The organism is Streptomyces sp. Pv4-95 (assembly GCF_045782725.1).
Classification (GTDB): domain Bacteria; phylum Actinomycetota; class Actinomycetes; order Streptomycetales; family Streptomycetaceae; genus Streptomyces.
In genome coordinates, this window is sequence record NZ_CP127172.1 from 5941318 (window position 1) to 5964514 (window position 23197).

The 23197-nt window shown below is 72.7% G+C and carries 20 protein-coding genes; 12 read left to right on the forward strand and 8 right to left on the reverse strand.

From position 1 onward, the window contains the following. A complete protein-coding gene (gene map, locus QOM21_RS26040) occupies positions 1-858 on the reverse strand; it encodes a type I methionyl aminopeptidase (RefSeq protein ID WP_407553445.1) in 858 nt (285 codons plus the stop codon). 67 nt (positions 859-925) lie between these two features. Between map and QOM21_RS26045 the strand changes: the two genes are divergently transcribed. Next, positions 926-1162, forward strand: a complete 237-nt coding sequence (locus tag QOM21_RS26045; protein WP_407553446.1) for a hypothetical protein — start codon at positions 926-928, stop codon at positions 1160-1162. A gap of 69 nt (positions 1163-1231) precedes the next feature. Here the strand turns inward: QOM21_RS26045 and QOM21_RS26050 are convergent, their stop codons facing one another. The 3 genes from QOM21_RS26050 to QOM21_RS26060 form a co-directional block, all read right to left on the reverse strand. Next, positions 1232-2491: an MFS transporter gene (locus QOM21_RS26050; RefSeq protein ID WP_407555821.1), complete on the reverse strand. Its 1260-nt coding sequence runs from the start codon at positions 2489-2491 to the stop codon at positions 1232-1234. 183 nt (positions 2492-2674) lie between these two features. Next, positions 2675-3310 (reverse strand): hypothetical protein, encoded by a 636-nt coding sequence (locus tag QOM21_RS26055; protein WP_407553447.1) that lies wholly within the window; start codon positions 3308-3310, stop codon positions 2675-2677. Between the two features lie 124 nt (positions 3311-3434). Then, positions 3435-4394, reverse strand: coding sequence for a dihydrodipicolinate synthase family protein (locus QOM21_RS26060; protein ID WP_407553448.1), 960 nt, complete (start codon positions 4392-4394; stop codon positions 3435-3437). A gap of 322 nt (positions 4395-4716) precedes the next feature. Here QOM21_RS26060 and QOM21_RS26065 point away from each other — a divergent pair, with 322 nt between their 5' ends. From QOM21_RS26065 to QOM21_RS26090, 6 genes are all read left to right on the forward strand, one after another. After that, positions 4717-5808 (forward strand): exo-alpha-sialidase, encoded by a 1092-nt coding sequence (locus tag QOM21_RS26065; protein WP_407553449.1) that lies wholly within the window; start codon positions 4717-4719, stop codon positions 5806-5808. Continuing rightward, positions 5805-7139, forward strand: coding sequence for an ABC transporter substrate-binding protein (locus QOM21_RS26070; protein ID WP_407553450.1), 1335 nt, complete (start codon positions 5805-5807; stop codon positions 7137-7139). The genes QOM21_RS26065 and QOM21_RS26070 overlap by 4 nt, the downstream gene beginning before the upstream one ends. Next, entirely contained in the window at positions 7136-8149 is a 1014-nt protein-coding gene (locus tag QOM21_RS26075) for a carbohydrate ABC transporter permease (RefSeq protein WP_407553451.1), read from the forward strand. Before QOM21_RS26070 ends, QOM21_RS26075 begins: the two co-directional genes overlap by 4 nt. Then, positions 8146-8991, forward strand: coding sequence for a carbohydrate ABC transporter permease (locus QOM21_RS26080; protein WP_407553452.1), 846 nt, complete (start codon positions 8146-8148; stop codon positions 8989-8991). The genes QOM21_RS26075 and QOM21_RS26080 overlap by 4 nt, the downstream gene beginning before the upstream one ends. A 13-nt stretch (positions 8992-9004) precedes the next feature. Continuing rightward, complete coding sequence (gene npdG / locus QOM21_RS26085; protein WP_407553453.1) at positions 9005-9745, forward strand: NADPH-dependent F420 reductase; 741 nt, start codon at positions 9005-9007, stop codon at positions 9743-9745. Positions 9746-9866: 121 nt separating this feature from the next. Beyond that, positions 9867-10094 carry a hypothetical protein gene (locus tag QOM21_RS26090; protein ID WP_407553454.1) on the forward strand — a complete coding sequence of 76 codons (228 nt, stop codon included), beginning with the start codon at positions 9867-9869 and terminating at the stop codon, positions 10092-10094. Between the two features lie 42 nt (positions 10095-10136). Here QOM21_RS26090 and QOM21_RS26095 read toward each other — a convergent pair whose 3' ends face one another. Further along, positions 10137-10943 (reverse strand): site-2 protease family protein, encoded by an 807-nt coding sequence (locus tag QOM21_RS26095; RefSeq protein ID WP_407553455.1) that lies wholly within the window; start codon positions 10941-10943, stop codon positions 10137-10139. Between the two features lie 284 nt (positions 10944-11227). On the opposite strand from QOM21_RS26095, the gene QOM21_RS26100 reads away from it, so the two are divergent. Then, entirely contained in the window at positions 11228-14761 is a 3534-nt protein-coding gene (locus tag QOM21_RS26100) for an AfsR/SARP family transcriptional regulator (protein WP_407553456.1), read from the forward strand. Positions 14762-14953: 192 nt separating this feature from the next. On the opposite strand, the gene QOM21_RS26105 is transcribed toward QOM21_RS26100, so the two are convergent. From QOM21_RS26105 to panB, 3 genes are all read right to left on the reverse strand, one after another. Then, entirely contained in the window at positions 14954-15784 is an 831-nt protein-coding gene (locus tag QOM21_RS26105; RefSeq protein ID WP_407553457.1) for an ABC transporter permease, read from the reverse strand. Continuing rightward, positions 15781-16821, reverse strand: coding sequence for an ATP-binding cassette domain-containing protein (locus QOM21_RS26110; protein ID WP_407553458.1), 1041 nt, complete (start codon positions 16819-16821; stop codon positions 15781-15783). The genes QOM21_RS26105 and QOM21_RS26110 overlap by 4 nt, the downstream gene beginning before the upstream one ends. Before the next feature lie 246 nt (positions 16822-17067). Then, positions 17068-17973 (reverse strand): 3-methyl-2-oxobutanoate hydroxymethyltransferase, encoded by a 906-nt coding sequence (panB, locus tag QOM21_RS26115; RefSeq protein WP_407553459.1) that lies wholly within the window; start codon positions 17971-17973, stop codon positions 17068-17070. 153 nt (positions 17974-18126) lie between these two features. On the opposite strand from panB, the gene QOM21_RS26120 reads away from it, so the two are divergent. From QOM21_RS26120 to QOM21_RS26135, 4 genes are all read left to right on the forward strand, one after another. Continuing rightward, complete coding sequence (locus QOM21_RS26120) at positions 18127-19737, forward strand: MFS transporter (RefSeq protein WP_407553460.1); 1611 nt, start codon at positions 18127-18129, stop codon at positions 19735-19737. After that, a complete protein-coding gene (locus tag QOM21_RS26125; protein WP_407553461.1) occupies positions 19734-20387 on the forward strand; it encodes a TetR/AcrR family transcriptional regulator in 654 nt (217 codons plus the stop codon). Before QOM21_RS26120 ends, QOM21_RS26125 begins: the two co-directional genes overlap by 4 nt. A 358-nt stretch (positions 20388-20745) precedes the next feature. Beyond that, the gene (locus QOM21_RS26130; RefSeq protein ID WP_407555822.1) at positions 20746-21666 is read left to right on the forward strand and encodes an endonuclease/exonuclease/phosphatase family protein; all 921 of its coding nucleotides are present in this window, start codon (positions 20746-20748) and stop codon (positions 21664-21666) included. 224 nt (positions 21667-21890) lie between these two features. Beyond that, the gene (locus QOM21_RS26135) at positions 21891-23135 is read left to right on the forward strand and encodes an MFS transporter (protein ID WP_407553462.1); all 1245 of its coding nucleotides are present in this window, start codon (positions 21891-21893) and stop codon (positions 23133-23135) included. The last annotated feature ends 62 nt before the right edge of the window (positions 23136-23197 follow it).

The window sequence follows — 23197 nt, forward strand, 5'->3', positions numbered from 1 at the left end:
TCAGGGAAGCGTGAGAATCTCCGCCCCGGTCTCCGTCACCACCAGGGTGTGCTCGAACTGCGCGGTGCGCCTGCGGTCCTTGGTCACGACCGTCCAGCCGTCGTCCCACATGTCGTAGTCGTAGGACCCCAGCGTCAGCATCGGCTCGATCGTGAAGGTCATGCCGGGCTGGATGTCGGTGGTGTGGTGCGGGCTGTCGTAGTGCGGAACGATCAGACCGGAGTGGAACGACGAGTTGATGCCGTGGCCGGTGAAGTCCCGGACCACGCCGTAGCCGAACCGCTTGGCGTAGGACTCGATGACCCGGCCGATGATGTTGATCTGCCGACCCGGCTTGACCGCCTTGATCGCGCGGTGGAGCGCCTCGCGGGTGCGCTCGACCAGCAGCTTGGACTCCTCGTCCACGTTGCCGCACAGGTAGGTGGCGTTGTTGTCGCCGTGCACACCGTTGATGTAGGCGGTGACGTCGAGGTTCACGATGTCGCCGTCCTGCACGACGGTCGAGTCCGGGATGCCGTGGCAGATGACCTCGTTGAGCGAGGAGCACAGGGACTTGGGGAAGCCGCGGTAGCCGAGCGTCGAGGGGTAGGCGCCGTGGTCGCACATGAACTCATGGGCCACCCGGTCCAGTTCATCGGTGGTCACGCCCGGCTCGATGAGCTTGGCGGCCTCCTCCATCGCCTGCGCGGCGATCCGGCCGGCGATCCGCATCCGCTCGATCGTGTCGGCGTCCTGCACCTCGGGCCCCTTGTAGGGGGTCGGCGCGGCCTTCCCGACGTACTCGGGGCGGGGAATCGAGGAGGGTACGGGACGGGTGGGGGAGATGGTCCCCGGGACAAGAAGCGACTGGCCAGACATGACAACGAGTGTATCCGCGGGGCTTCGGGCAGGATGGCGGCACGGGAGTTACCCAGAGGAGGCGGTAATGGCGCTGTTCAAGAGGCGTACGGTCGGCAAAACCGGCGAGTGGTACTACTGCCTCAAGCACGGAACGGTCGAGGAGGGCCCCGAATGCCGGGCCGCCGACCGCTTCGGCCCCTACGGCAGCCGCGAGGAGGCCGCGCACGCCATGGAGACGGCCCGGGAGCGGAATCTGGAGTGGGAGAACGACCCCAAGTGGCATGACAAGACCAAGGGGGACGAGGGGGACGCGACCCCCTAGTTCTCTCGGCGGGTCCAGGGGCGGCGGGGCCCGCCGGGCGTCCGCCCCGCGGCCCCGGGCCGCCCGGCGTCAGGACGGCGCCGGGTCCGGATCGGGCTCCTGTGCTCCGGACCGCGCGGGAGCGCCGTCCTCGGCCGTCCGGCGCTCCCGCATCCGTCGCGCGTGCTCGTCGGTCCTGGCGTCGTACGCCATCAGCTTCGGCAGGGCGAGCACCAGCAGCCCGACGGCCACGAAGCACAGCACACCGCCCGCCCAGACCGACGTCCTCACGGTCGTCAGGGCCGCCATCCCGCCGACCCGGACCTGGCCCAGCTGCGGGCCCACGGAGTACGACAGCAGCTCGATGCCGGCCAGCCTGCCCCGCAGCTCGTCGGGGATCGTCTGGTTCCACATCGCCGAGCGGAAGATGCCGCTGATCATGTCGCAGGAGCCGGCCAGCGTCAGGAACAGCAGCACCAGCCGGACGTCGTGCATCTGTCCGGCGGCGGTGATCGCCAGCCCCCACCCCGCGGCCGCCAGCGCGACCGCCCGGCCCTGCCGCTGGACGCGCGACGTCCAGCCGCTGGTCAGGCTCACCAGGAAGGACCCCGCGGGCAGTGCCGCGTACATCAGCCCGAGCGCCCAGGGGGCGTCCAGATCGTCCGCGAGGAACGGGAAGATCGCCAGCGGAAAGGCGAACACCATCGCCGTGAGGTCGACGGCGTAGGTACCCAGCAGCTCCTTGCGGCCCCAGGCGTAGCGCGCGCCCTCGGCGATACCGCGCAGCGACGGCTTCCTGGCGTCGTGCGAGGCGGGCGACGGGCGCAGCTTCAGCCCGAGCAGCACGGATGCCGCGTACGTCACGACATCGATCCCGTATGCCCAGCGCACCCCTGCGTAGGCGACGAGCCCGCCGGCCAGCGCCGGTCCCGCGATGGCGCCGACCTGCCAGCGCAGTGCGTTCAGGGCGGCGGCCGCGGCCAGCTGCTCGCGCGCGACGATGCGGGGCACGATCGCGTCCAGCGCGGGGCGCTGCAGACCGGTCAGCGCGCTGGACGCCGCGGTGATCACGTAGAGCGGCCAGACCATCGGGTCCGGCAGCAGGCTGTTGAGCAGCAGCAGGACCGCCAGTACGCCGAGCGCGGCCTCGGTCCTGACGATGAGCCGGCGCCGGTCCACGGCGTCGGCGAGCGCGCCGCCGTAGAGGCCGCAGACGATGAGCGGCACGATCTCGACGGCGCCCAGCGACCCGACCGCAAGAGTGGAGTCGGTCAGCTCCTTGAGCTGCAACGGCACCGCGACGAAGGTCAGGAAGCTGCCGAAGACGGTGATCGCGCCCGCCCACCACATGAGCCGGAAGTCGCGCGAGGAGCGCCAGGGCGACAGGTCCGGCAGCAGAGCGGCCGCGCGACGGCGGGATGGCGGGGGAGGGGCGGAGGTCACGACGCACCATCGTCCGCGCGGGTGCCGGGCGGCGCAAAGGGTTTTGCGGCGGCCGGGCCGGGTGCGGCAGGGGGCGGCCGGCCGGGGCCGTCACCAGCGTGGCGGCGGGGGCGAGGTCAGCTCCTCGGCGAGCCGGGTGAGCCGGTCGCGGAAGCGGCGGTGCCGGCGCGGCGCGGGCACGCCGTTCTCCCCGGCGGCGGCGCTCACCAGGTGCTGGAGGGTGTCGAGGTCGAGTTCCGGTGTCAGCTCGGCGCCGGTGCCGTCACCGGGCGCGGCCGGAGGCGCGGCGAGGGCGTCGTGGGCGAGGGCGCGCAGATCGCGGTCGCCGGCGTCCAGGGCGAGCACCGTGGCGCCGTTGCGCCGGGCGTCGTGCACCCGCTCCAGCAGCTCCGCCCCCGGCTGCTCCGGGGTGACCACCAGCAGGGTCTCGCCGCGTCCCGCCGCCTCCAGCCGGCCGAGCCCGACCGACAGGTGGGCCGGCCGGCCGCCGGGGACGCGGTGCCGCACGAGTGTCGGTGACAGCTCCGGCAGGCCCGACCAGGCGGCCTCGTCGTCCAGATGGGCGGCCAGGTGCCAGGGCTCGTACGCGGCGCTGCCGACCAGCAGCAGCCCCCCGCCGTGCGGTGCGACGGAGGCGCGCAGCGACCCGGCGAAGTGGCGGGTGGCCTGGACCCACTCCGTTCCGGCGAGGACCTCGCGCAGCAGGGCGACCCGTACGGCATCCATGGCCCGGCATCCTGCCGCAGCGCGCCGCCTCGCGGGGGAGGTTCCGCCGCTGTCACTCGTACGGGACCCGGCCCCGTCGGCAGTTGAGCGGTGAGCGGGGGCACCCGGGGGCCGCCCGCCCGGGTCACCGGACCGGTGGCAGTCCGGCGGCGGTGAGCCGGCGCGCGACCTCGGCGACGGATCCCTCGCTCAGCGGGAGCTGCGGGAAGGCGGTGTCCCCCCGCTCGATCACGCCGAGCAGCCGAAGCGCCGCCTTGAAGGCGCCCAGCGCCGAGGAGCTGCGGCCCATCTCCGACTCCGGACCGGCCTCGACCATGGCGAACAGGGCGACCAGCCGCTCCTGTTCCGCGGCGGCGCGCTCCCAGTCGCCGGCCCGCGCGGCGTCGTAGAGGCGTACGTAGCCCGCCGGGTCGACATTGCCGATCCCCGGGACGACGCCGTCGGCGCCCGCCAACAGGGCCGCGTCCACGGTCAGTTCGGAACCCGTGAGGACGGCGAAGCCCGGCGCCGGGCCGGTGCGGCGGCCGGTGCGGCCGCCGAGCGCGACGATCAGGCGGCGCAGTGCGCCCTCGTCGCCGCTGCTGTCCTTGACCCCGGCGAGCGTGCCGTCCGCGGCCAGTTCGTGCACCAGCTCGGTGGACAGCTTGCTGTGCACCGCGACCGGAATGTCGTAGGCGAACAGCGGCAGGTCCACCGTCGCGCGGATGTGGCGGAAGTGCGCGGCGATCTCCCGCGGGTGGGTGCGGGTGTAGAAGGGCGCGGTGACCACCAGGGCGTCGGCGCCCAGGGCGGCGGCGGTGCCGGCCTGGGCGACGGCCCGCGAGGTGGTGGTGTCGATGGCGCCGGCGAGCACCGGCACCCGGCCGCCGGCGGCCTTCACCACCGTCTCCAGCGCGAGGGCGCGCCGGGCGTCGGTGAGGTAGGCGACCTCGCTGGTGGAGCCGAGTGCGAACAGCCCGTGCACCCCGCCGTCCAGGAGATGGTGCACCAGACGCGTCAGGGAGGCGGTGTCCACCTCGCCGCGCGCGTCGAGCGGGGTGCAGACCGGCGGGATGACGCCGTGCAGCGGTGCGGGCAGTGGCATGGGCGCTCCAGCGGCCGTGCGGCGGCCGGGCGGGAAGCCACCGCGAGACGTGGGACATGGGATGTCCGGTGTCGACGCCACATTAGACGCGGGCGAGGTCCGCCGGTCAACGGTGCACCGGTACGGCGGACGTACGTCACCGGTCCGGGCGCACCTGGCCGCTCCGCATGTCCCGCCGGAACCGGGGCTTCATCGCGATGCCGGCCGCCGTTCACCGGTCGGAAAAGGGGCCATGTCGGGTGTCTTGACGGTCAGTTGGGCGCTCTCTAAGGTCACGAAACAGGACAAGGGACGTCCTACGTCCGGCCGTTGGGGGTGACCCGTGGCGTACGAGAGTTCAGTCCCGTACCGGGCCGGGACCGAGGGATATGCGAGCTTTCGCATCCCGGCCGTCGTCCGGGTCCGCTCCGGGTCCGTACTCGCCTTCGCGGAGGGGCGGGTCTCCTCGGCGGCCGACTCCGGCGATATCGACATCGTCCTCAAACGCTCCGCCGACGGCGGTCGCACCTGGGGCCCGCTCCAGGTCGTCGCGCGCAACGGCAGCGGCACCGCGGGCAATCCGGCGCCGCTGGTCCTGGCCGGAGGGCGGGTGCTGCTGCTCCAGGTCCACAACGCCGCGGACGCCACCGAGGACCGCATCCGCCGCGGGCAGGTCTCCGCTGCCGACGGCCGCAGGGTGTGGCTCCAGCACAGCGACGACGACGGCGCGACCTGGAGCGCGCCGCGTGACGTCACCGGCATGGCCAAGCGGCCGGACTGGCGGTGGTACGCCACCGGGCCCGGCCACGCGGTGCGGCTGCGCCGGGGCCCGTACGCCGGCCGGCTGGTCGTTCCCGCCAACCACTCCACCCCGCCCGAGGACCCCGCCCACACCGGCGTCGAGCCCCGCTACAACGGCGGCCACGCGCTGCTCAGCGACGACGAAGGCGTCACCTGGCGGATCGGCTACACCGACAGCGACAGCCATCCTTCGGTCGCCCCCAACGAGACCACCGCGGCCGAACTCCCCGACGGGTGCCTGTACCTGAACACCCGCAACCAGTCCGGCGCGGCCTGGCGCCGCGCCGACGCCGTGTCCACCGACGGCGGCGAACATCTGCGTACGCCGTTCCGGCCGCAGGCGGGTCTCACCGGGCCGGTCGTCCACGGCAGCGTGCTGTATCTCGCCGAGCGGGACGAACTGCTCTTCTGCGGGCCCGCCGAGCCGGACGCCCGCGCCCTGATGACCGTCCGCGCCAGCCGGGACCGCGGTCTGACGTGGCGGACCCGGCACACCGTCTCCGGCCTCCCGGCCGCCTACTGCGACCTCGTCACCCTCGACCCCGCGACCGTCGGGCTGCTCTACGAGACCGGCGACTTCAGCGCCTACTCGACGATCACCTTCCGCCGCATCCCCGTGGAGGAGCCCGCATGACCAGCAACGACATGCACCGCAGAACCGTCCTGGGCGGGGCTGCCGCTGCCGCCGCCGGCTTCGCGCTCGCCGGCTGCGGCGACAGCGGCGGCGGCGAGGGCGACGCGCCCCGGGAGCGCAGGAAGGGCGAGAAGATCACCCTGACCTTCTGGTCCTGGGTGCCGGGCATCGACAAGCCCGTGGACCTGTGGAACCGCGAGAACCCCGAGGTGCAGGTCGCGGTCGAGAAGGTCTCCGCCGTCAACGGCCAGCAGTACGCGAAGATGCACGCCGCCATCAAGGCGGGCAACCCGCCGGACCTGGGGCAGATCGAATACCCCGTCGTCCCCGGCTTCCTGCTCGACGACGGCCTGCTGGACCTCGGCCCGCTCGGCGTCGCGCGCCACAAGGGCCGGTTCTCCGGCTGGCAGTGGCAGCAGTCCGTCTTCGGCAAGGGCGTCTACGCCATTCCCCAGGCATCCGGACCGATGGGCCTGTTCGTCCGGCAGGACCTCTTCGACAAGTGGGGCGTGCCGGTCCCGAAGACCTGGGACGACTACGAGACGGCCGCCAGGGCGATCCGCGAGAAGGGCGCCTGGATCGAGACCTTCGCCCCCACCAACGGCAACCGCTTCGCCGGCCTGGCCTGGCAGGCGGGCGCCAAGTGGTACGCCACCGACGGCGACACCTGGATCGTGCACCTCGACGACGAACCCACCCGGAAGGTCGCCGACTACTGGGAGGCGCTGGTCCGGCGCAAGCTCGTCAAGACCATCCCGGACCGTCAGAACGCCTGGTACAAGGACGTGCAGACGGGAGATATCCCGGCGTGGATCGGGGCGAGTTGGGGTGACGCGCTGCTGGCCGGCAACGCTCCGGGCACCAAGGGCGCCTGGCGGGCGGCGCCGATGCCGCAGTGGCGGGCCGGCGCCGACGCGCAGGCCAACTGGGGCGGCTCCACGACGGCCGTCTTCAAGAAGTCGCGGTACCCCGAGGACGCCCTCGACTTCGCCGTCTGGCTCAACACCGACCCCGAGTCGATCGCGCTGCTGATCGACGGCGGCTACGGCTTCCCCAGCGCCAACAAGGGCTACACCACCGCCGATCTCGACGTCCACAAGGAGTTCTTCGGCGGCCAGACCTACAGCAAGGTCTTCGCGGACGCGGGCACGCACGTCGACACCAGCTGGCGGTGGGGGCCCGGCGTGGACACCCTCTACCAACGGCTCGGCGACGCCTTCACCGACGCGCTCGCCGACGGCGGCTCCTTCCGCGCCGTACTGAAGAAGGTCCAGGGCCAGACCGTCTCCGACCTCAAGGGCAAGGGCCTGAAGGTGGAGAGCGGCGGATGAGCGGGTCCGACCGGGACACCCTGAGCCGGGCGGACACCGGCCCGCCGGCCCCGCGCGGGGCCGGAGCCCGGCCGCCCCGCGGACCCGCCCGCCGGCGCCCGCCCCGCCGCGGCCGCACCGAAGCCCGCAACGCCCGCGTGGCCGCCGGGTTCGTGCTGCCCTTCCTGGCCCTCTTCGCCCTCTGCTTCGTCGCGCCCATCGTCTACGCCGTCCACCAGAGCCTGTACCGCACCGAGCGGACCGGACCGCTCGGCCTGGGCCGCGAACGCGAGGTGTTCACCGGCCTCGACCACTACGCCCACGCCCTCGCCGACGACCGCTTCCTCGCCGGCTTCGGCCGGGTGCTGCTCTTCGGCGCCGTGCAGATCCCGCTGATGATCGTCCTCGCCACCGCGCTCGCGCTGCTCCTGGAGAGCGCCGGCGCCCGCGGCGTCACCTTCTTCCGCAGCGCGTTCTTCCTGCCGTACGGCGTGCCCGGCGTGATCGCCTCGATCCTGTGGGGCTTCCTGTACGTCCCCGGCATCAGCCCCCTGGTCGAGATCGCCCGGTCCGCCGGCTGGGACGTCGACTTCCTCTCCTCCGGCACCGTCCTGTGGTCCATCGCCAACATCGTCACCTGGCAGTTCACCGGCTACAACATGCTGGTCCTGATCGCCCAGCTCAAGTCCGTGCCCACGGAGCTGTACGAGGCCGCGCGGATCGACGGCGCCAACGCCTGGCAGGTCGCCCGGCACATCAAGATCCCGCTGATCCGGCCCGCCCTCGTCCTGACCGGTGTCTTCAGCATCATCGGCACCCTCCAGCTGTTCGCCGAACCGATGGTGCTGCGGCCCCTCGCGTCGGCCATCGACTCCGGGTTCACGCCCAACCTGCACGCCTACAGCGAGGCGTTCGTCGGCAACAACCAGCATGTGGCGGCGGCCGAGGCGGTGCTGCTCGCGCTCGTGGCGTGCGCGCTCTCCTTCGGTTTCCTGCGGCTGGCCGGCGGGCGCGCGAAGGGGCGGCGATGACGCGCGCCCCGCTCCGCTACCGCATCCTCACCACCTCGCTGCTGACCGTCGCCGCGCTCTACTTCCTGATGCCGGTGTACTGGCTGACCGTCTCCGCCACCAAGAACAGCGCCGACCTCTTCGGCACCTTCGGCTTCTGGTTCGCCGACCCGCACCCCGTCGACCACCTCCTCGACGTCCTGACCTACGACGACGGCATCTACACCCGCTGGTTCACCAACTCCCTGCTGTACGCCGGGATCGGCGCGGTCTGTGCGACCCTGCTGTCCGCCGCGGCCGGCTACGCGCTGGCCAAGTTCCCCTTCCGCGGCCGGGAGGCGATCTTCAACGCGGTGCTGGCCGGCGTCCTCATCCCCGGCACCGCGCTCGCCCTGCCGCTCTACTTCCTGTTCAGCGCCATGGGCCTGTCCAACACCTACTGGGCGGTGCTGATCCCGAGCGTGGTCAGCCCGTTCGGCGTCTACCTGTGCCGGATCTACGCCACCGCGGCGGTGCCCGACGCGCTCCTGGAAGCGGCCCGGCTCGACGGCGCGGGCGAGGCACGGATCTTCGCCGGTCTGGGGCTGCGGCTGATGACGCCGGCGCTGGTCACCGTCTTCCTGTTCCAGTTCGTACACATCTGGAACAACTTCTTCCTGCCGCTGGTGATGCTCTCCGACTCCCGCCTCTACCCGATCCAGCTGGGCCTGACGTCCTGGACCGGCTACGCCGACCGCCAACCGGTGCTCTACCAGTACACGGTGGGCGGCGCGTTCCTGTCCGTCGTGCCGCTGATGGTGCTGATGACCGTGCTCCAGCGCTACTGGCGTACGGGGCTCACCGACGGTGGTGTGAAGGCGTGACAGGATCGCTGTCATGACTACTCCAGACGATGCGCAGTCCCCGAACGCCGCCACCCGCGCGAAGGCCGCCCTCAAGCGCGATCCGTGGGACCTCCCGGACGTCTCCGGCCTCGTGGTCGGCGTCCTCGGCGGCACCGGCGACCAGGGCCGCGGCCTGGCCTACCGGTTCGCCAAGGCCGGCCAGAAGGTGATCATCGGCTCCCGGGCCGCCGAGCGCGCGCAGGCCGCGGCGGCGGACCCCCAGCTGAGCAGCCTGGGCGTCGAGGGCGCGGACAACGCCGAATGCGCCCGGCGCAGCGATGTCGTGATCGTCGCCGTGCCCTGGGACGGCCACGCCAAGACCCTGGAATCCCTGCGCGAGGAGCTGACCGGCAAGCTCGTCGTCGACTGCGTCAACCCGCTCGGCTTCGACAGGAAGGGCGCCTTCGCGATCAAGCCGGAGGAGGGCAGCGCCGCCGAGCAGGCCGCGGCCCTGCTCCCCGAGTCGCGGGTGACCGCCGCCTTCCACCACCTGTCCGCGGTGCTGCTGCAGGACCCGGAGATCGCGGAGATCGACACCGACGTGATGGTGCTGGGCGAGGCCCGCGCGGACACCGACCTGGTGCAGGCGCTGGCCGCCCGCATCCCCGGGATGCGCGGCGTCTTCGCCGGCCGGCTGCGCAACGCCCACCAGGTCGAGTCGCTGGTCGCCAACCTGATCTCGGTCAACCGCCGCTACAAGGCGCACGCGGGCCTGCGCGTCACGGACGTCTGAGCCCCGCGCCCAGCGGGCGGCCCCACGCGGCAGCCGTCGCCGTACGTGCCCCGCGCGGGGCACGTACGGGCATGGGGGACACTGGGGAGGACCGCACCACTCCCGACAGGAGCCGACCCCCATGCCCTCCGCGCCCTCGACCCGCCCGGTCCCGCGACTCGCCCTCTGGGCCGTCGTGCTGTGCGTCCTCGCCGTCGCCGCGGCCGTTGTCTCCTTCGTCCAGGGCAGCTGGCTCGGCGTCGTCTGGATCCTGATGGCCGGTATCTCCAGCAACATGGCGTGGTTCTACTTCCGCAAGGCCCGGCTGGAGCGCGCGGCCCGCGCGCAAGAGCCCGCGCCCTCCGCCTGAGGCGAGGGCCCTGGCCGCGTGCCGGGCTGCTCGGCCCCCCGCTCAGCCGATGCCGCTGACCGGCGGGATCTGCGGCTCGCCCTGCCAGAAGCGGAAGAACTCCAGGCCCCAGTAGCTGTCCCAGTCGGTCACGCCCAGGACGCGCAGGACGGCGTGGACCAGGTCGAAGAAGACGTTGTTGATCTCCGGTACCCACAGCAGCCCGAAGACCGCGAGGAGCCCGAACGGCGCGAACGGCTCCACCTGGCGCCGCAGGTTCGGGGAGAGCCAGGGCTCGATCACGCCGTAGCCGTCCAGGCCCGGGACCGGTACGAAGTTCAAGATCGCCGCGGTCACCTGGAGCAGGGCGAGGAAGGCGAGTGCGTAGCGGAACGGGTCCGGGACGCCGTCGAGCTGATCCAGCCAGAACGGGGCGGAGACCGCGGCCGCGAAAAGGATGTTCGTCAGCGGGCCGGCCGCCGAGATCAGGCTGTGCCGCCAGCGCCCCCGGATCCGGCCGTGCTCGATGAACACCGCGCCGCCCGGCAGGCCGATCCCGCCCATGATCACGAAGATCACCGGCAGCACGATGCTGAGCAGCGCATGGGTGTACTTCAAGGGGTTCAGCGTCAGATAGCCCTTGGCGCCGACCGAGATGTCGCCGCTGTGCAGCGCGGTCCGGGCGTGGGCGTATTCGTGCAGGCAGAGGGACACCACCCAGCCCGACACCACGAAGAGGAAGACGGCGAAGCCGGTGCTGCCCGCGAGCTGCTCGCTCCAGACGGCCCACCCCGACACCGCCATCACGGCGACGAGCGCCAGAAAGACCGGGCTGACGCGGCGGTCGGCGCGCGCGATTGCTGTGGTCATGGTGCGAAAGCTCCTGGAGGTCTCGGGGTGGACAGCCATGACCGTATCCGCGCGGTGGCGACCGGCGCACGGTTCCTGTTCGGCCGACTCCTGCGGAAAACGAAGCGCGGGGCCCGCCCGGTTCCGGGCAAGGTGGACCCCAGGCCGGTTTCCGGGGGCGGTCGCCGCCCTCCGGAGGAGTGGGTCCGCAGGCGGCCCTTCCCGGCGCTCGCGGCGTCAAAAGCACTCCGCCCACGGCATTCCCAGGGACGTGAGGGGGTGAGCGCAGCGTGAGCGGCGCGGCGGTGAACGACAATGGCACGGTGCGCTACGGAATTCTCGGCACCACCCAGGCCGGCCGGGCCGACGGAACCCCCGTCGCCCTCGGCGGCGCACGCCTGCGCGCCCTGCTCGCCGCCCTCGCGCTGCGGCCGGGGCGGGCGCTGACCACGAGCGTGCTGATCGCCGAGGTCTGGGGCATGGACCCGCCCGCGGACGCGGCCGGCGCGCTGCAGGCCCTGGTGGGCAGGCTCCGCCGGGCCCTCGGTCACACCGCGGTCGCCTCGGTCGACGGCGGCTACCGCCTGTGCGCCGAGCCCGAGGCCGTGGACCTGCACCGTTTCGAACGGCTCGCCGCGGAGGGCGGCCGGGCCCTGGCCGCCGACCCGGCCCGTGCCGCCGCCCTTCTCGACGAGGCGCTGGCACTCTGGCGCGGCCCGGCCCTGGCCGACCTCCCCGACGCGAGCGTCGAGGCGACACGCGCCGAGAGCCGCCGGCTGGACGCCCGGCGCAGCCGGCTCGCCGCCGACCTGGCCCTCGGCCGGGCCGGCCACGCCCTGCCCGCCCTCGCCGCCCTGTGCCAGGACCACCCGCTGGACGAGCCGCTCCAGGCCCTGCGGCTGCGCGCGCTGCGCGACGCCGGCCGCACGGCGGAGGCGCTCGCCGCCTACGAGGACATACGCACCGACCTCGCCGGGCGCCTGGGCGCCGACCCGGGCCCGGAGCTTCGCGCCCTGCACGCCGAGCTGCTGGGGCCGCCGCCGGCCCGACGGCGATCTCCGGGGCGGACCGCGGCCGGCGGCCCGGGGAACGGCGCCGGGGCGGACGCCGAAGCGCCTGGAGCGGGCACTGCCGCCCACCGGTCCCCGTACGGTCCCTCTGCCTTCGACCCGGCCGCGTACGAGTCCGCGCACGGCCCCACCGCCTACGACCCGGTCGCGGACCCGGCAGGCCCGGACCCGGCCGACCACGGCGCGTCCCGCCCGGCTCCCGCCCTCGACCCCCGTGCCCCGTTCCGCCCCGGCAACCTCCGGGCCCGGCAGACCTCCTTCGTCGGCCGCGAAGCGGACCTCGCCGCGATCCGCGCCGACCTCGCCGCACACCGGCTGGTGACCCTGCTGGGGCCCGGCGGCGCGGGGAAGACCCGGCTGTCGCAGGAGGGCGCGGAAGCCGCCGCGGCCGTCGCCCCCGACGCCTGGCCGCACGGCGTCTGGCTCGCCGAACTCGCGCCGGTGGACGACCCGCAGACCGTGGCGGAGGCGGTGCTCACCGCACTCGGTGCCAGGGAGACCGTCGTCCGCGGCACCACCGCGGAGGGACTGCGGGCCGCCACCGACCCGACCGCCCTGGACCCGCTCGCCCGGCTCGCCGAGCACTGCGCAGGCCGTCGGATGCTGCTGGTGCTCGACAACTGCGAGCATGTGATCGGGGCCGCCGCGGCCCTCGCCGAGCGGCTGCTCGCCGAATGCCCCGGAGTGACGGTGCTGGCCACGAGCCGCGAGCCGCTCGCCGTACCGGGCGAGGTGCTGCGGCCTGTCGGACCACTGCCCGACCCGGTCGCACTGCGCCTGCTCGCCGACCGCGGGGCCGCCGCACGCCCCGGCTTCCGCGTCGACGACGACCCGGCGGCCTGCGCCGAGATCTGCCGGCGCCTGGACGGCCTGCCGCTCGCCGTCGAACTCGCCGCGGCCCGCCTGCGGATGCTCTCCCCGCGGCAGCTCGCCGACCGGCTCGACGACCGCTTCCGGCTGCTGACCAGCGGCAGCCGCACCCTGCTGCCCCGGCAGCAGACCCTGCGCGCGGTGGTCGACTGGTCCTGGGACCTGACCGACGAGTCCGAGCGCGCCGTGCTGCGCCGGCTGTCCGTCTTCGCCGGTGGCTGCGATCTGACCGCCGCGGAAGAGGTCTGCGCGGGCGGCGGCGTCGACGCCCGCGACGTGGCGTCGCTGCTCGGTTCACTGATCGACAAGTCGCTGGTGGTGGCGGCGCCCGCGGCCGGGGGGCAGATGCGCTACCGGCTGCTGGAGACCGTCGGGGAGTACGCGGGCGAGCGGCTCGACGAGGCGGCGGAGCGGGCCGGCGCCGAACGGCGCCACCTCGTCTCCTACCGCGAACTGGCCCGGACCACGGACCCGTTGCTGCGCGGACCGCGCCAGGGCCCCTGCATGGAGCGGTTGGAGCTGGAGCACGACAATCTGCGGACGGCGCTGCGCCGTGCCGTCGCCTCCGGCGACGAGCAGGAGGCGCTGTGCCTGGTGCTGTCCCTGCAGTGGTTCTGGTTCCTGCGCGACCATCGCAACGACGCCCACACCTGGTCGGCGGCGGCCGCCGCGCTGGGCCCCAACCCCTTCGAGCCGCCCGTCGCCCCCGCTCCCGATCTGTCCGAGCGGCCCATCGACAAGCCGCCGCCGATGGACCCCGAACAGCTCCAGGAGGCCCGCCGCGAGGTCCGGCTGGTCGCCCTCGCCAGCGTCGACAGCGACATCGAGACGCTACGGGAGCCCAAGATGCAGGAGGAACTGGCGGGCATCCTCGCCGCCTACCGCGGCGGGATGCCGCAGACCTGCAAGGTGCCGGGCGTCATGTGGCACTACGCGGTGCTGATCAACGGGGACTACGAGCAGCTGGCGCATTTGGTCAACACCACCGTCGAAGCCTGTCGCGACCTCGGCCACGACTGGGAGCTGGCGTTCGTCCTGCAGCTGCGCTCCAAGGTTCTCAACGACCACCCCGGCGCACTCGATACGGCGACCGCGGACGCCGACGAGGCCCTGCGGATCTTCCTGCGGATCGGCGATGCGTGGGGCGCGGCCGAGGCGCTGTCCGGTCGTGGCGAGGCCCGTGAGAAGCGGGGGGAGTACGTGCTCGCCGCGCGGGACTACCGCGCCGCGATGGTCCACGCCGAGCAGCTGGGGGCGCACGGCCAGACCCTGATGCTGCGCACCCGGCTGGGCGGCGTACTGATCGAGGACGGCCAGGACGAGACCGGCGAGCGGATGCTGCGCGACGTCCTGGCGCTGGCCGAGGGCCGGCACAGCGGGCGCGACACCGTCCCCTTCGCGCGGATGGCGCTCGCCATGTGGCTGGGTATCTCGGGGCGTATCGCGGAGGCCCGCGGCGAACTGCGCGCGGTGCGCGAGCTGCTGGGGCCGAGGGCCCCCGACCTGTTCGTCGGGATCATCGAGGCCTCGCTGCTCTCGCTGGACATCGACCAGGGGCGGACCGACGAGGGGCTGCTGACGGAGTTCCGGTCGGCCATGGACCGGGTCCAGGACATGTTGACGAAGATCGTCGCGCCGGAGCTTCCGGTCATCCAACTCCTCACCGCGGCACGCGTGCTGATGGCGGTCCGGGGGACGCACGGCGGGGCGGACGCGGCCCGGCTGCTGGGTGCGTACGACGCGCTGCGGGGGCGCTCGCACGTCCAGACGAGGAGCGTGCGCGCGGACCGGGCCCGCACCGAGGCCACCGCGCGGGCGCTGCTGGGCGACGCGGAGTACACCCGCGCGTACGCCGAAGGCGGCGACCTCTCCCTGGAAGAGGCCACCGCCCTCATCTGACGAGGCGGCGTACGGGTCGTGGGACGGCAGCGCCGGCCGGGTGGCCATCGGGCGCCTCCGGACGGCGCGTACGGCGGAGCCGAGGCGTACGACGCCCGCCGGGGCTCCGGGTGAGCGGGTGCGCCCGGACCGCGCCTCTCGGACCACCCGGGGTTCCGGGCTGATCCGAACGGCACGGCCCGGGCCGCGGGCTCAGGTCTTGTTGCGGAACTTCGCGACCGCCAGCGGCATGGTCACCGCCGTGATGGCGACCGCCCAGCCGAGGGTGACCAGGGTGGGGTGGGCGACGGCACCCTGTCCGTTGATCAGCGCACGCGCCGCGTCGGCCAGGTTGGAGAGCGGGTTGACCTGGGTGAACCCCTCAAGCCAGCCGGGCATCGACTTCGTCGGCGCGAAGATCGACGAGCCGAACTGGAGCGGCATCAGCACCAGCATCGCCACGCCCTGCACGGCCTGCGGGGTCTTCATCGCGAGTCCCAGCAGGATGAAGATCCACATCAGCGCGGCGCCGAAGGCCGTGGACAGCACGATCGCGCCCAGGAATTCGAGGATGCCGCCCTTGATCTCCAGGCCGAGCAGGAAGCCCATGCCCAGCAGGATCGTGGTGGCGATCAGCATCCGGCCGACCTCGACGACGATCTTGGCTATCAGCACCGAGGACCGGGCGATGGGCATGGTCCGGAAGCGGTCCATGACGCCCTTGCGGAAGTCCTCGTTGACGCCCGTGCCCACCGCCATGGCGATGTTCATGCCCATCATCGCCATCATGCCGGGCACCAGATACTGCACGTATTCCTGCTGGTTGCCCTTGCCGGCGATGGCGCCGCCGAAGACGTAGACGAACAGCAGGATGAAGATGACCGGCATCAGCAGGGCGTCGAACATCGACTCCGGGTCCTGCTTGATCTGCAGGGCGTTGCGCCGCACCAGCGCGCCGATGTGCCGCAGGTTGGCGCGGACGCCGATCCTGCCCTCGTCGGCGCCCGGCTTGATGCCCGGCGCCGTCATCGTCGCGGCACTCATGCCGATACCTCCGCGTACTGCTGGTCGTGGGTGTCGCCGGCGTCGGTGCCGGCCTCGGACTCGGAGGTCTTCTGGCCGGTGATGGCCAGGAACACCTCGTCCAGGCTGGGCAGATGGGTGCTGATCCCGGCGAGCTGGAAGTCCCGTTGCCCGAGGAGGTTGACCACGGCGGTCAGCTGCTCGTCGCTGATGATCGGTACGTTGACCACACCCCCGTCGTGGTCGGCGGTGGCGCCCGCGATGCCGTCCAGGCCGGACTGCGCGAGGGCGCCGACCATCCGGTCCAGCTCGCCGGAGTCCGCCGGCCGGATCTGCAGGGTGCGGCCGCCGACCTTGGCCTTGAGCTCGTCGACCTTGCCCTCGGCGATCACCCGGCCGCGGTCGATGACCGTCAGCTCGTTCGCCAACTGCTCGGCCTCTTCCATGTACTGGGTGGTGAGCAGGACCGTCGCGCCCTCACGGACCATCCGCTGGACCTCCTCCCACACCTCGTTGCGGGTGCGGGGGTCCAGGCCGGTGGTGGGCTCGTCCAGATACAGCACCGACGGCTGCCCGATCATCGAGGCGGCCAGGTCCAGCCGGCGGCGCATGCCACCGCTGTACTTGGCGGCGGGCCGCTTGGCGGCTTCGGTCAGGGAGAACCGCTCCAGCATCTCGTCCGCACGCCGGCGGGCGTCCTTGCGGGACAGATCGAGCAGCCGCCCGATCATGTAGAGGTTCTCCCAGCCGGAGAGCTTCTCGTCGACCGAGGCGTACTGCCCGGTCAGGCCGATCGTGCGGCGCAGTGCGCGGGGCTGGCGCACCACGTCGTAGCCGGCCACGAAGGCGCTGCCGGCGTCCGGGACAAGCAGGGTGGAAAGGCAGCGTACGAGGGTCGTCTTGCCGGCGCCGTTGGGGCCCAGCACACCGAGCACGGTGCCTTCCCGCACGTCCAGGTCCACCCCGTCGACGGCCTTGACGTCGCCGAAGTGCTTGACCAGACCGCGCACCTCCACGGCGTTGCCGCCCTTGGTGGCTATCGTCGTCTTTCGCGTCATGCCGCCAAAGATGGCAGCTGCCACTGACAACGCACCGACAAGCCACCGACAGGCCGCCGACAGCGCCTGTGCCAACGCGCCCGAAGCGCGTCCGAACGTACGCCGGAGAACGGGGTCGGAACGTACGCCGGAGCACGGGTGGGACGACGCGGACGGCGGCCGGAACGCAGTCGTTCCGGCCGCCGTCCGGGGCCTGGACCCCGGGGGGACAGGGCCCAGGCGTCAGGGGGCGGGTTCCCCTCCCGCCTAGTGGAAGGTGTGCTCCTCGGCCGGGAAGGTGCCGCCGACGACGTCCTCCGCGAACGCCTTGGCCGCGCCGCCCAGCAGCTCCCGCAGCTGGAGGTACTGCTTGACGAAGCGTGGCACCCGGCCCGCGGTGATGCCGGCCATGTCGGTCCACACGAGCACCTGCGCGTCGCAGTCCAGGCCCGCGCCGATGCCGACGGTCGGGATGTGCAGCGAGCGGGTCACCTCGGCGGCCAGCTCGGCCGGAACGGCCTCCAGGACGACCGCGAACGCCCCGGCGTCCTGGACCGCCTTCGCGTCCCGCAGCAGCTGCTGGGCGGCCTCCTCGCCGCGGCCCTGCACCGGGTAGCCGCCGAAGGCGTTGACGGACTGCGGGGTCAGGCCGACGTGCGCCATCACCGGGATGCCGGACGACACCAGCAGCTCCACCTGGTCCGCGGAGCGCTCACCGCCCTCCAGCTTGACGGCGCCGACACCGGCTTCCTTGACCAGCCGGGTGGCGTTGCGCAGGGCCTGGACCGGGCCCTCCTGGTACGTGCCGAACGGCAGGTCGCCGACGACCAGGGCGCGCTTGGTGCCCCGTACGACGGCGGCCGAGAGCAGGGTGATCTCGTCCATCGTGACCGGCACGGTGGATTCGTAGCCGAGGTGACAGTTGCCCATCGAGTCACCGACGAGCAGGACGGGAATCCCGGCCTCGTCGAAGACGGATGCGGTCATGGCGTCATAGGCGGTGAGCATCGGCCACTTCTCGCCGCGCTGCTTGGCCGCCGCGATGTCACGGACCGTGATGCGGCGCGAGCTGGTACCGCCGTACAGCGACTTGCTGCTTTCCGAGGGGGGCTTCGGCGCGGATGCGGAGGAGGACCCCTCGGCCGGCTTCTGGGCAGGCGAAAGCTGCGTCATGGTGACGGCTCCTGTTCATCATCTCGAGGCGCCCTGACGGCGTCCCCGGACTCGCTTCCATGCTGGCACGCGATGCCCGCAAGGGAAAGGGGCCGTGAACCGGTCTTCACCGATACGAGACGGGCTCGTATCGTAAAGGCTATGGTGGGTGTCATGGCCATCACCACGCCGGGCGAAACCGCCTCCCGCGTCCCCGACCACGTCCACCGTCGCCGCTGGGCGATCCTCACCGTCCTCATGCTCAGCCTGCTGATCGTGGTGCTGGACAACTCCATCCTCAACGTCGCCATGAAGACGATCGCCACCCCGGCCCCCACCGGCCTGGGCGCCACCCAGAGCGAGCTGGAGTGGGCGATCAACTCCTACACGCTCGTCTTCGCCGGACTGCTCTTCACCGCCGGGCTCCTCGGCGACCGCCTGGGGCGCAAAAAGGTGCTGCTGTTCGGCCTGGCCGTCTTCGGCGCGGGTTCGGTGCTCGCCGCGGTCGCCGGCTCGCCCGCCGAACTGGTGGCCTTCCGCGCCGTGATGGGCCTGGGCGGCGCCTTCGTCATGCCCGCCACCCTCGCCATCTTGATGAACGTCTTCGAGCGGGACGAGCAGCCCAGGGCCATCGGCATCTGGGCCGGCGGCGTGGGTCTGGCCATCGCCATCGGCCCGATCGCCGGCGGGCTGCTGCTCGACCACTTCTGGTGGGGCTCGGTCTTCCTCGTCAACGTCCCGATCGTGCTGATCGCGCTGGCCGCGATGGTCTTCCTGGTGCCCGACTCCAAGGACCCGAGCCCCGGCCGGCTGGACCCGGTCGGCGTCCTGCTGTCCGTGGTGGGGCTGGTGCTGCTGGTCTACGGGATCATCAGGGGCGGCCAGCTCGCCGACTTCACCGACCCGCAGGTGCTCGCCGCGACGCTGGGCGGCCTCGCCGTGCTGACCGGGTTCGTGCTGCACCAGAAGCACAGCGATCACCCGTCCATCGACATCAGCTACTTCCGCAAGCCCGCCTTCTCGGCGGCCGTCGCCGCCATAGCCCTGGTCTTCTTCGCGCTGATGGGCGTCACGTTCTTCATCGTCTTCTACGTCCAGAGCGTGCGGGGCTACACCCCGCTCCAGGCCGGGCTGCTGATCCTGCCGCTCGCGGCCGCCCAGATGATCTTCTCGCCGCGGGCCCGGCACGTCGTGGACCGCTTCGGCGCCCGCGCCGTGTGCACCGTCGGCATGCTGCTGGTCGCCGTCACCATGACCGGCATGCTCCTGCTCGACACCGACACCCCCATTTGGGTGCTGGAGGTGCTGTTCTTCATCCAGGGCACCGGCATGGCGCACATCATGCCGCCGGTCACCGTCTCGATCATGCAGTCCCTGCCCCGGGAGAAGGCCGGCTCCGGATCCGCCCTGAACAACACCTTCCGCCAGGTCGGCGGCACCCTCGGCGTCGCCGTCCTCGGCTCGCTGCTGTCCACCACCTACCGGAACGGCATCCAGGGCACGCTCGACGGCCTGCCCGGCGTCCCCGCGGCCGCCCGGCACGCCGCCGGCGAGTCCATCGAGGCGACCCTCGGCCTCGCCGACCGCATGGGCCCCGCCGGGCGGGAACTGGTCGGCGCCGCCCGGGACGCCTTCGTGCACGCCATGCATGTCACCGCCCTCGGCTCCGCCGGGACCGCGCTGGTCGGCGCCGTGGTGGTGGCGGTGTTCCTGCCCGGCAAAATGGCACCGGCACCGCGTGCGGCGGAGCCGCGGGAAGAGCGAAAGGCGGGCGCACGACGATGAGCCGGGCGGTGGGAGATTCCGAGGCGGCGGCGCCCGACGCGCGACCGGGGCCGGTGGCCCCCGAGCGCCGCGGCAGACCGCGCAGCGCCGCGGCGGACACCGCCATCATCGAGGCCGTGCTGCGCCTGATCGAGAACGGCGCGTCCATCGGCGAGCTGTCGATGGAGGGCATCGCCCGCGAGGCCGGTGTGGGCAAGGCCACCGTCTACCGCCGCTGGCCGGGCAAGAGCGCCCTGATGCTCGACGTCATGCGGTCGCTGGACACGCCGAGCCCGCCGCCGGCCGGACTCTCCGTACGCGACGACCTGATCCTGCTGCTGGAGTTCCTGCGCCGGCGCGGCCTGGCCAAGCGCAACTCCGCGCTGCTGCGCACCGTCGTCAGCCATGTGCAGGCCCAGCCCGAGCTGTGGGCCGAGTACCACGAGACGGTCGTGCGGGCCCGGCACGAGGCGCTGCTCGCCGTGCTCCGGCGGGGCATGGCGAACGGCGAGATCCGCACCGACCACGACGTCGAGACCGTCGCCGACCTCTTCGTCGGCCCGATGCTGGCCCGCGCCATCCTGCACGAGTGGAAGGAGCTTCCCGACGGCCTCGCCGAGGAGATCGTCGACATGGTGCTGGAGGGCGTACGTCCCGAGCCGGCCGGCTGACGGCCGCCGGGGCGCGCGGTGTTGACGCCCGGGGGGCTCCGGCGCCCGCCGCCGAAGGCCCCGTGGCGGCGCCCGCGGGCAGGCGGGACATGACGGGAGCGTGCCCGTTCTGTCACAGCCGCCCTCCGGGCCCCTCGGGCCGGAACCCGTACCCGTCGCCGCACCGTCCTCACTTCTAAGAAAGAGCGTTACGGACCATCGCCTAGGGTCGATGACCACAGGTGAGGCACACCGGAGCAAGGCAGTGAGGACAGCGGAAATGGCGCAGGCATACATGACGGAGCCGGGGCAGGGCCAGGGGCCCGATCGGACCGGTTCCCGCGTCGGGCGCCTGCTGAACTGGTGGCGTCCGGAAGGGATGTGGCGGCGCGGCGTCGTGCTCGCGGTGCTCGCCGTGCTGCTCGGGCTGCTGATGGTGCTGCACGCCAAGATCCCCAACGCCGTGGGGAACATGGGCAGTCTGCTGGAGACCTTCCTGCCGTGGCTGGGCCTGGGCGTTCCGCTGCTGCTGATCGCCGCGGTGCTGCGGCGCTCGGCGACCGCGCTGGTCGCCCTGCTGCTGCCGGTCGTCGCCTGGGTCAATCTCTTCGGCGGGCTCCTCACCGACAAGTCGGCCACCGGCGGCAATCTCACCGTCGCCACGCACAATGTCGACGCCGGCAACACCGATCCGGCCGCCACCGCGCGGGACGTCGCGGCGTCCGGCGCCGACGTGGTGGCCCTGGAGGAGCTGACGCCCGCCGCGCTGCCCACCTACCGCCGGGAGCTGGCCAAGACCTTCCGCTACCACGCGGTGGAGGGCACCGTCGGGATCTGGAGCAAGCGCCCGCTGTCCGACGCCGCGCCGGTGGACATCAAGATGGGCTGGACCCGGGCGCTGCGCGCCACCGTCACCGCGGCCGACGGCCGGCAGTTCGCCGTCTACGTCGCGCACCTGCCGTCGGTGCGGGTCAAGGTCGAGGCGGGCTTCACCGCCAACCAGCGCGACGGCAGCGCCCGGGCGCTCGGCGAGGCGATCGCCGCCGACCCGGTGCGCAAGGTGATGCTGCTCGGCGACCTGAACGGCACCATGAACGACCGCTCGCTGGCCCCGGTCACCTCCCAGATGCGCTCCGCGCAGGGCGCGGCGGGCGACGGCTTCGGCTTCAGCTGGCCCGCCGGGTTCGCGATGGCCAGGATCGACCAGATCATGATGAAGGGGATGGACCCGGTGGCGGCGTGGACGATGCCGGCCACGGGCAGCGATCACCTTCCGATCGCGGCGTCGGTCAAGGTCTGACCAGGGGCGAGGAGCGGGGACGGGGCGGTACGAGGCCGGCACGCGACCCCCGCAGGACGTCGGCGCGCGAGCCCCGTTCCCGGCGGTATGACGTCGGCTCGTAACGCCCCGTTCTCGGGATGGAATACTTGGGCTGAGAGACTTTGTTCCGCTAGAGAACTTACTGTCCTCCCTGCCGCATGCCCGACCGTGCGCGCTTCCCCTCGTCCCTGGAAAGGTCTTCCATGCCCTTGGCTCTGCTCGCGCTCGCGATCTCGGCCTTCGGTATCGGCACCACGGAATTCGTGATGATGGGCCTGCTGCCCAACGTCGCGGAGGATCTGGGCACGTCCGTGCCCACCGCCGGCTACCTCGTCTCCGCCTACGCCCTCGGTGTCGTCATAGGCGCCCCGCTCCTGACCGCCCTCGGCTCCCGCATCCCGCGCAAGCGGATGCTCGTCCTGCTGATGGCGGTCTTCACGGTCGGCAACCTCGCCTCCGCCCTGGCTCCCGGCTTCGGCACGCTGATCGCCGGCCGGCTGCTGGCCGGACTCCCGCACGGCGCGTTCTTCGGCGTCGGCGCGGTGGTCGCCGCCCGGCTGGTGCGCGAGGGCCGGCAGGCCCGCGCGGTCGCCACGATGTTCCTCGGCCTGACCGTCGCCAACATCGTCGGGGTGCCCGCCGCGACGCTGCTCGGCCAGCACCTCGGCTGGCGCGCGACCTTCCTCGTCGTCGCCGCCATCGGCCTCGTCGCGATGGCCGCCCTCGCCAAGCTGATCCCGCCGCTGCCCGCCGAGGAGCGCACCGGCCTGGGCCGCGAGCTGCGCGCCCTGGGCAACCGCCAGGTGCTGCTCGGCCTGCTCACCACGGTCTTCGGCTTCGCCGGGATCTTCGCCGTCTACAGCTATCTCGCGTCGATGATGACCGAGGTCACCGGCTTCTCCGAGACCTCGGTGACGCTCGTGCTCGCCCTCTTCGGTATCGGGATGACGCTCGGTGCGCTCGTCGCCGGCCCGCTGACCGACCGGGCGCTGCGGCCCACCCTGTACGGGTCGTTGGCGGCGCTCACCGTCGTGCTGGCCGTCTTCCACTTCACCGCCGAGGTGAAGTGGGCCGCACTGGTCTCCGTCGTCCTCATCGGTGCCGTCGGCTTCATGACCACCACTCCGCTGCAGATGCTGGTGATGAACAAGGCCCAGCAGGCGCCGACCCTGGCGGCCGCTTCCAACCAGTCCGCCTTCAACCTCGCCAACGCGGGCGGGGCCTGGGTCGGCGGACTGGCCCTGGCGGCGGGCTGGGGCTGGACCTCGCCGACGCTGGTCGGTGCGCTGCTCGCGGCCGTCGGCCTGATCGTCGCCGTCACGGCCGGCCTCCTGGACCGCGGCGCCCGGGACTCCTCCCGGATCGTGGCCCGCAGCGCGCAGGCGGACGCCGGCACGGACACCGGGGCCCACAGCGACACCGCGGTGGCGTCGAAGAGCCTCGGCTGAACCGAAGCGCTGCGCCGGCGGGGACACCGCACAGGGGCGCCGTGGCCCGAGGGTCACGGCGC

Bases quoted from the DNA above. Each gene is read 5' to 3' on its own strand.
- QOM21_RS26130 (WP_407555822.1), top strand. From the start codon at position 20,746: ATGTGGCGGCGCGGCGTCGTGCTCGCGGTGCTCGCCGTGCTGCTCGGG.
- QOM21_RS26070 (WP_407553450.1), top strand. From the start codon at position 5,805: ATGACCAGCAACGACATGCACCGCAGAACCGTCCTGGGCGGGGCTGCC.
- QOM21_RS26055 (WP_407553447.1), bottom strand. From the start codon at position 3,310: ATGGATGCCGTACGGGTCGCCCTGCTGCGCGAGGTCCTCGCCGGAACG.
- QOM21_RS26120 (WP_407553460.1), top strand. From the start codon at position 18,127: ATGGCCATCACCACGCCGGGCGAAACCGCCTCCCGCGTCCCCGACCAC.
- QOM21_RS26090 (WP_407553454.1), top strand. From the start codon at position 9,867: ATGCCCTCCGCGCCCTCGACCCGCCCGGTCCCGCGACTCGCCCTCTGG.
- QOM21_RS26110 (WP_407553458.1), bottom strand. From the start codon at position 16,821: ATGACGCGAAAGACGACGATAGCCACCAAGGGCGGCAACGCCGTGGAG.
- map (WP_407553445.1), bottom strand. From the start codon at position 858: ATGTCTGGCCAGTCGCTTCTTGTCCCGGGGACCATCTCCCCCACCCGT.
- QOM21_RS26045 (WP_407553446.1), top strand. From the start codon at position 926: ATGGCGCTGTTCAAGAGGCGTACGGTCGGCAAAACCGGCGAGTGGTAC.
- QOM21_RS26095 (WP_407553455.1), bottom strand. From the start codon at position 10,943: ATGACCACAGCAATCGCGCGCGCCGACCGCCGCGTCAGCCCGGTCTTT.
- QOM21_RS26105 (WP_407553457.1), bottom strand. From the start codon at position 15,784: ATGAGTGCCGCGACGATGACGGCGCCGGGCATCAAGCCGGGCGCCGAC.
- QOM21_RS26075 (WP_407553451.1), top strand. From the start codon at position 7,136: ATGAGCGGGTCCGACCGGGACACCCTGAGCCGGGCGGACACCGGCCCG.
- npdG (WP_407553453.1), top strand. From the start codon at position 9,005: ATGACTACTCCAGACGATGCGCAGTCCCCGAACGCCGCCACCCGCGCG.
- QOM21_RS26050 (WP_407555821.1), bottom strand. From the start codon at position 2,491: ATGTGGTGGGCGGGCGCGATCACCGTCTTCGGCAGCTTCCTGACCTTC.
- panB (WP_407553459.1), bottom strand. From the start codon at position 17,973: ATGACGCAGCTTTCGCCTGCCCAGAAGCCGGCCGAGGGGTCCTCCTCC.
- QOM21_RS26125 (WP_407553461.1), top strand. From the start codon at position 19,734: ATGAGCCGGGCGGTGGGAGATTCCGAGGCGGCGGCGCCCGACGCGCGA.
- QOM21_RS26060 (WP_407553448.1), bottom strand. From the start codon at position 4,394: ATGCCACTGCCCGCACCGCTGCACGGCGTCATCCCGCCGGTCTGCACC.
- QOM21_RS26080 (WP_407553452.1), top strand. From the start codon at position 8,146: ATGACGCGCGCCCCGCTCCGCTACCGCATCCTCACCACCTCGCTGCTG.
- QOM21_RS26135 (WP_407553462.1), top strand. From the start codon at position 21,891: ATGCCCTTGGCTCTGCTCGCGCTCGCGATCTCGGCCTTCGGTATCGGC.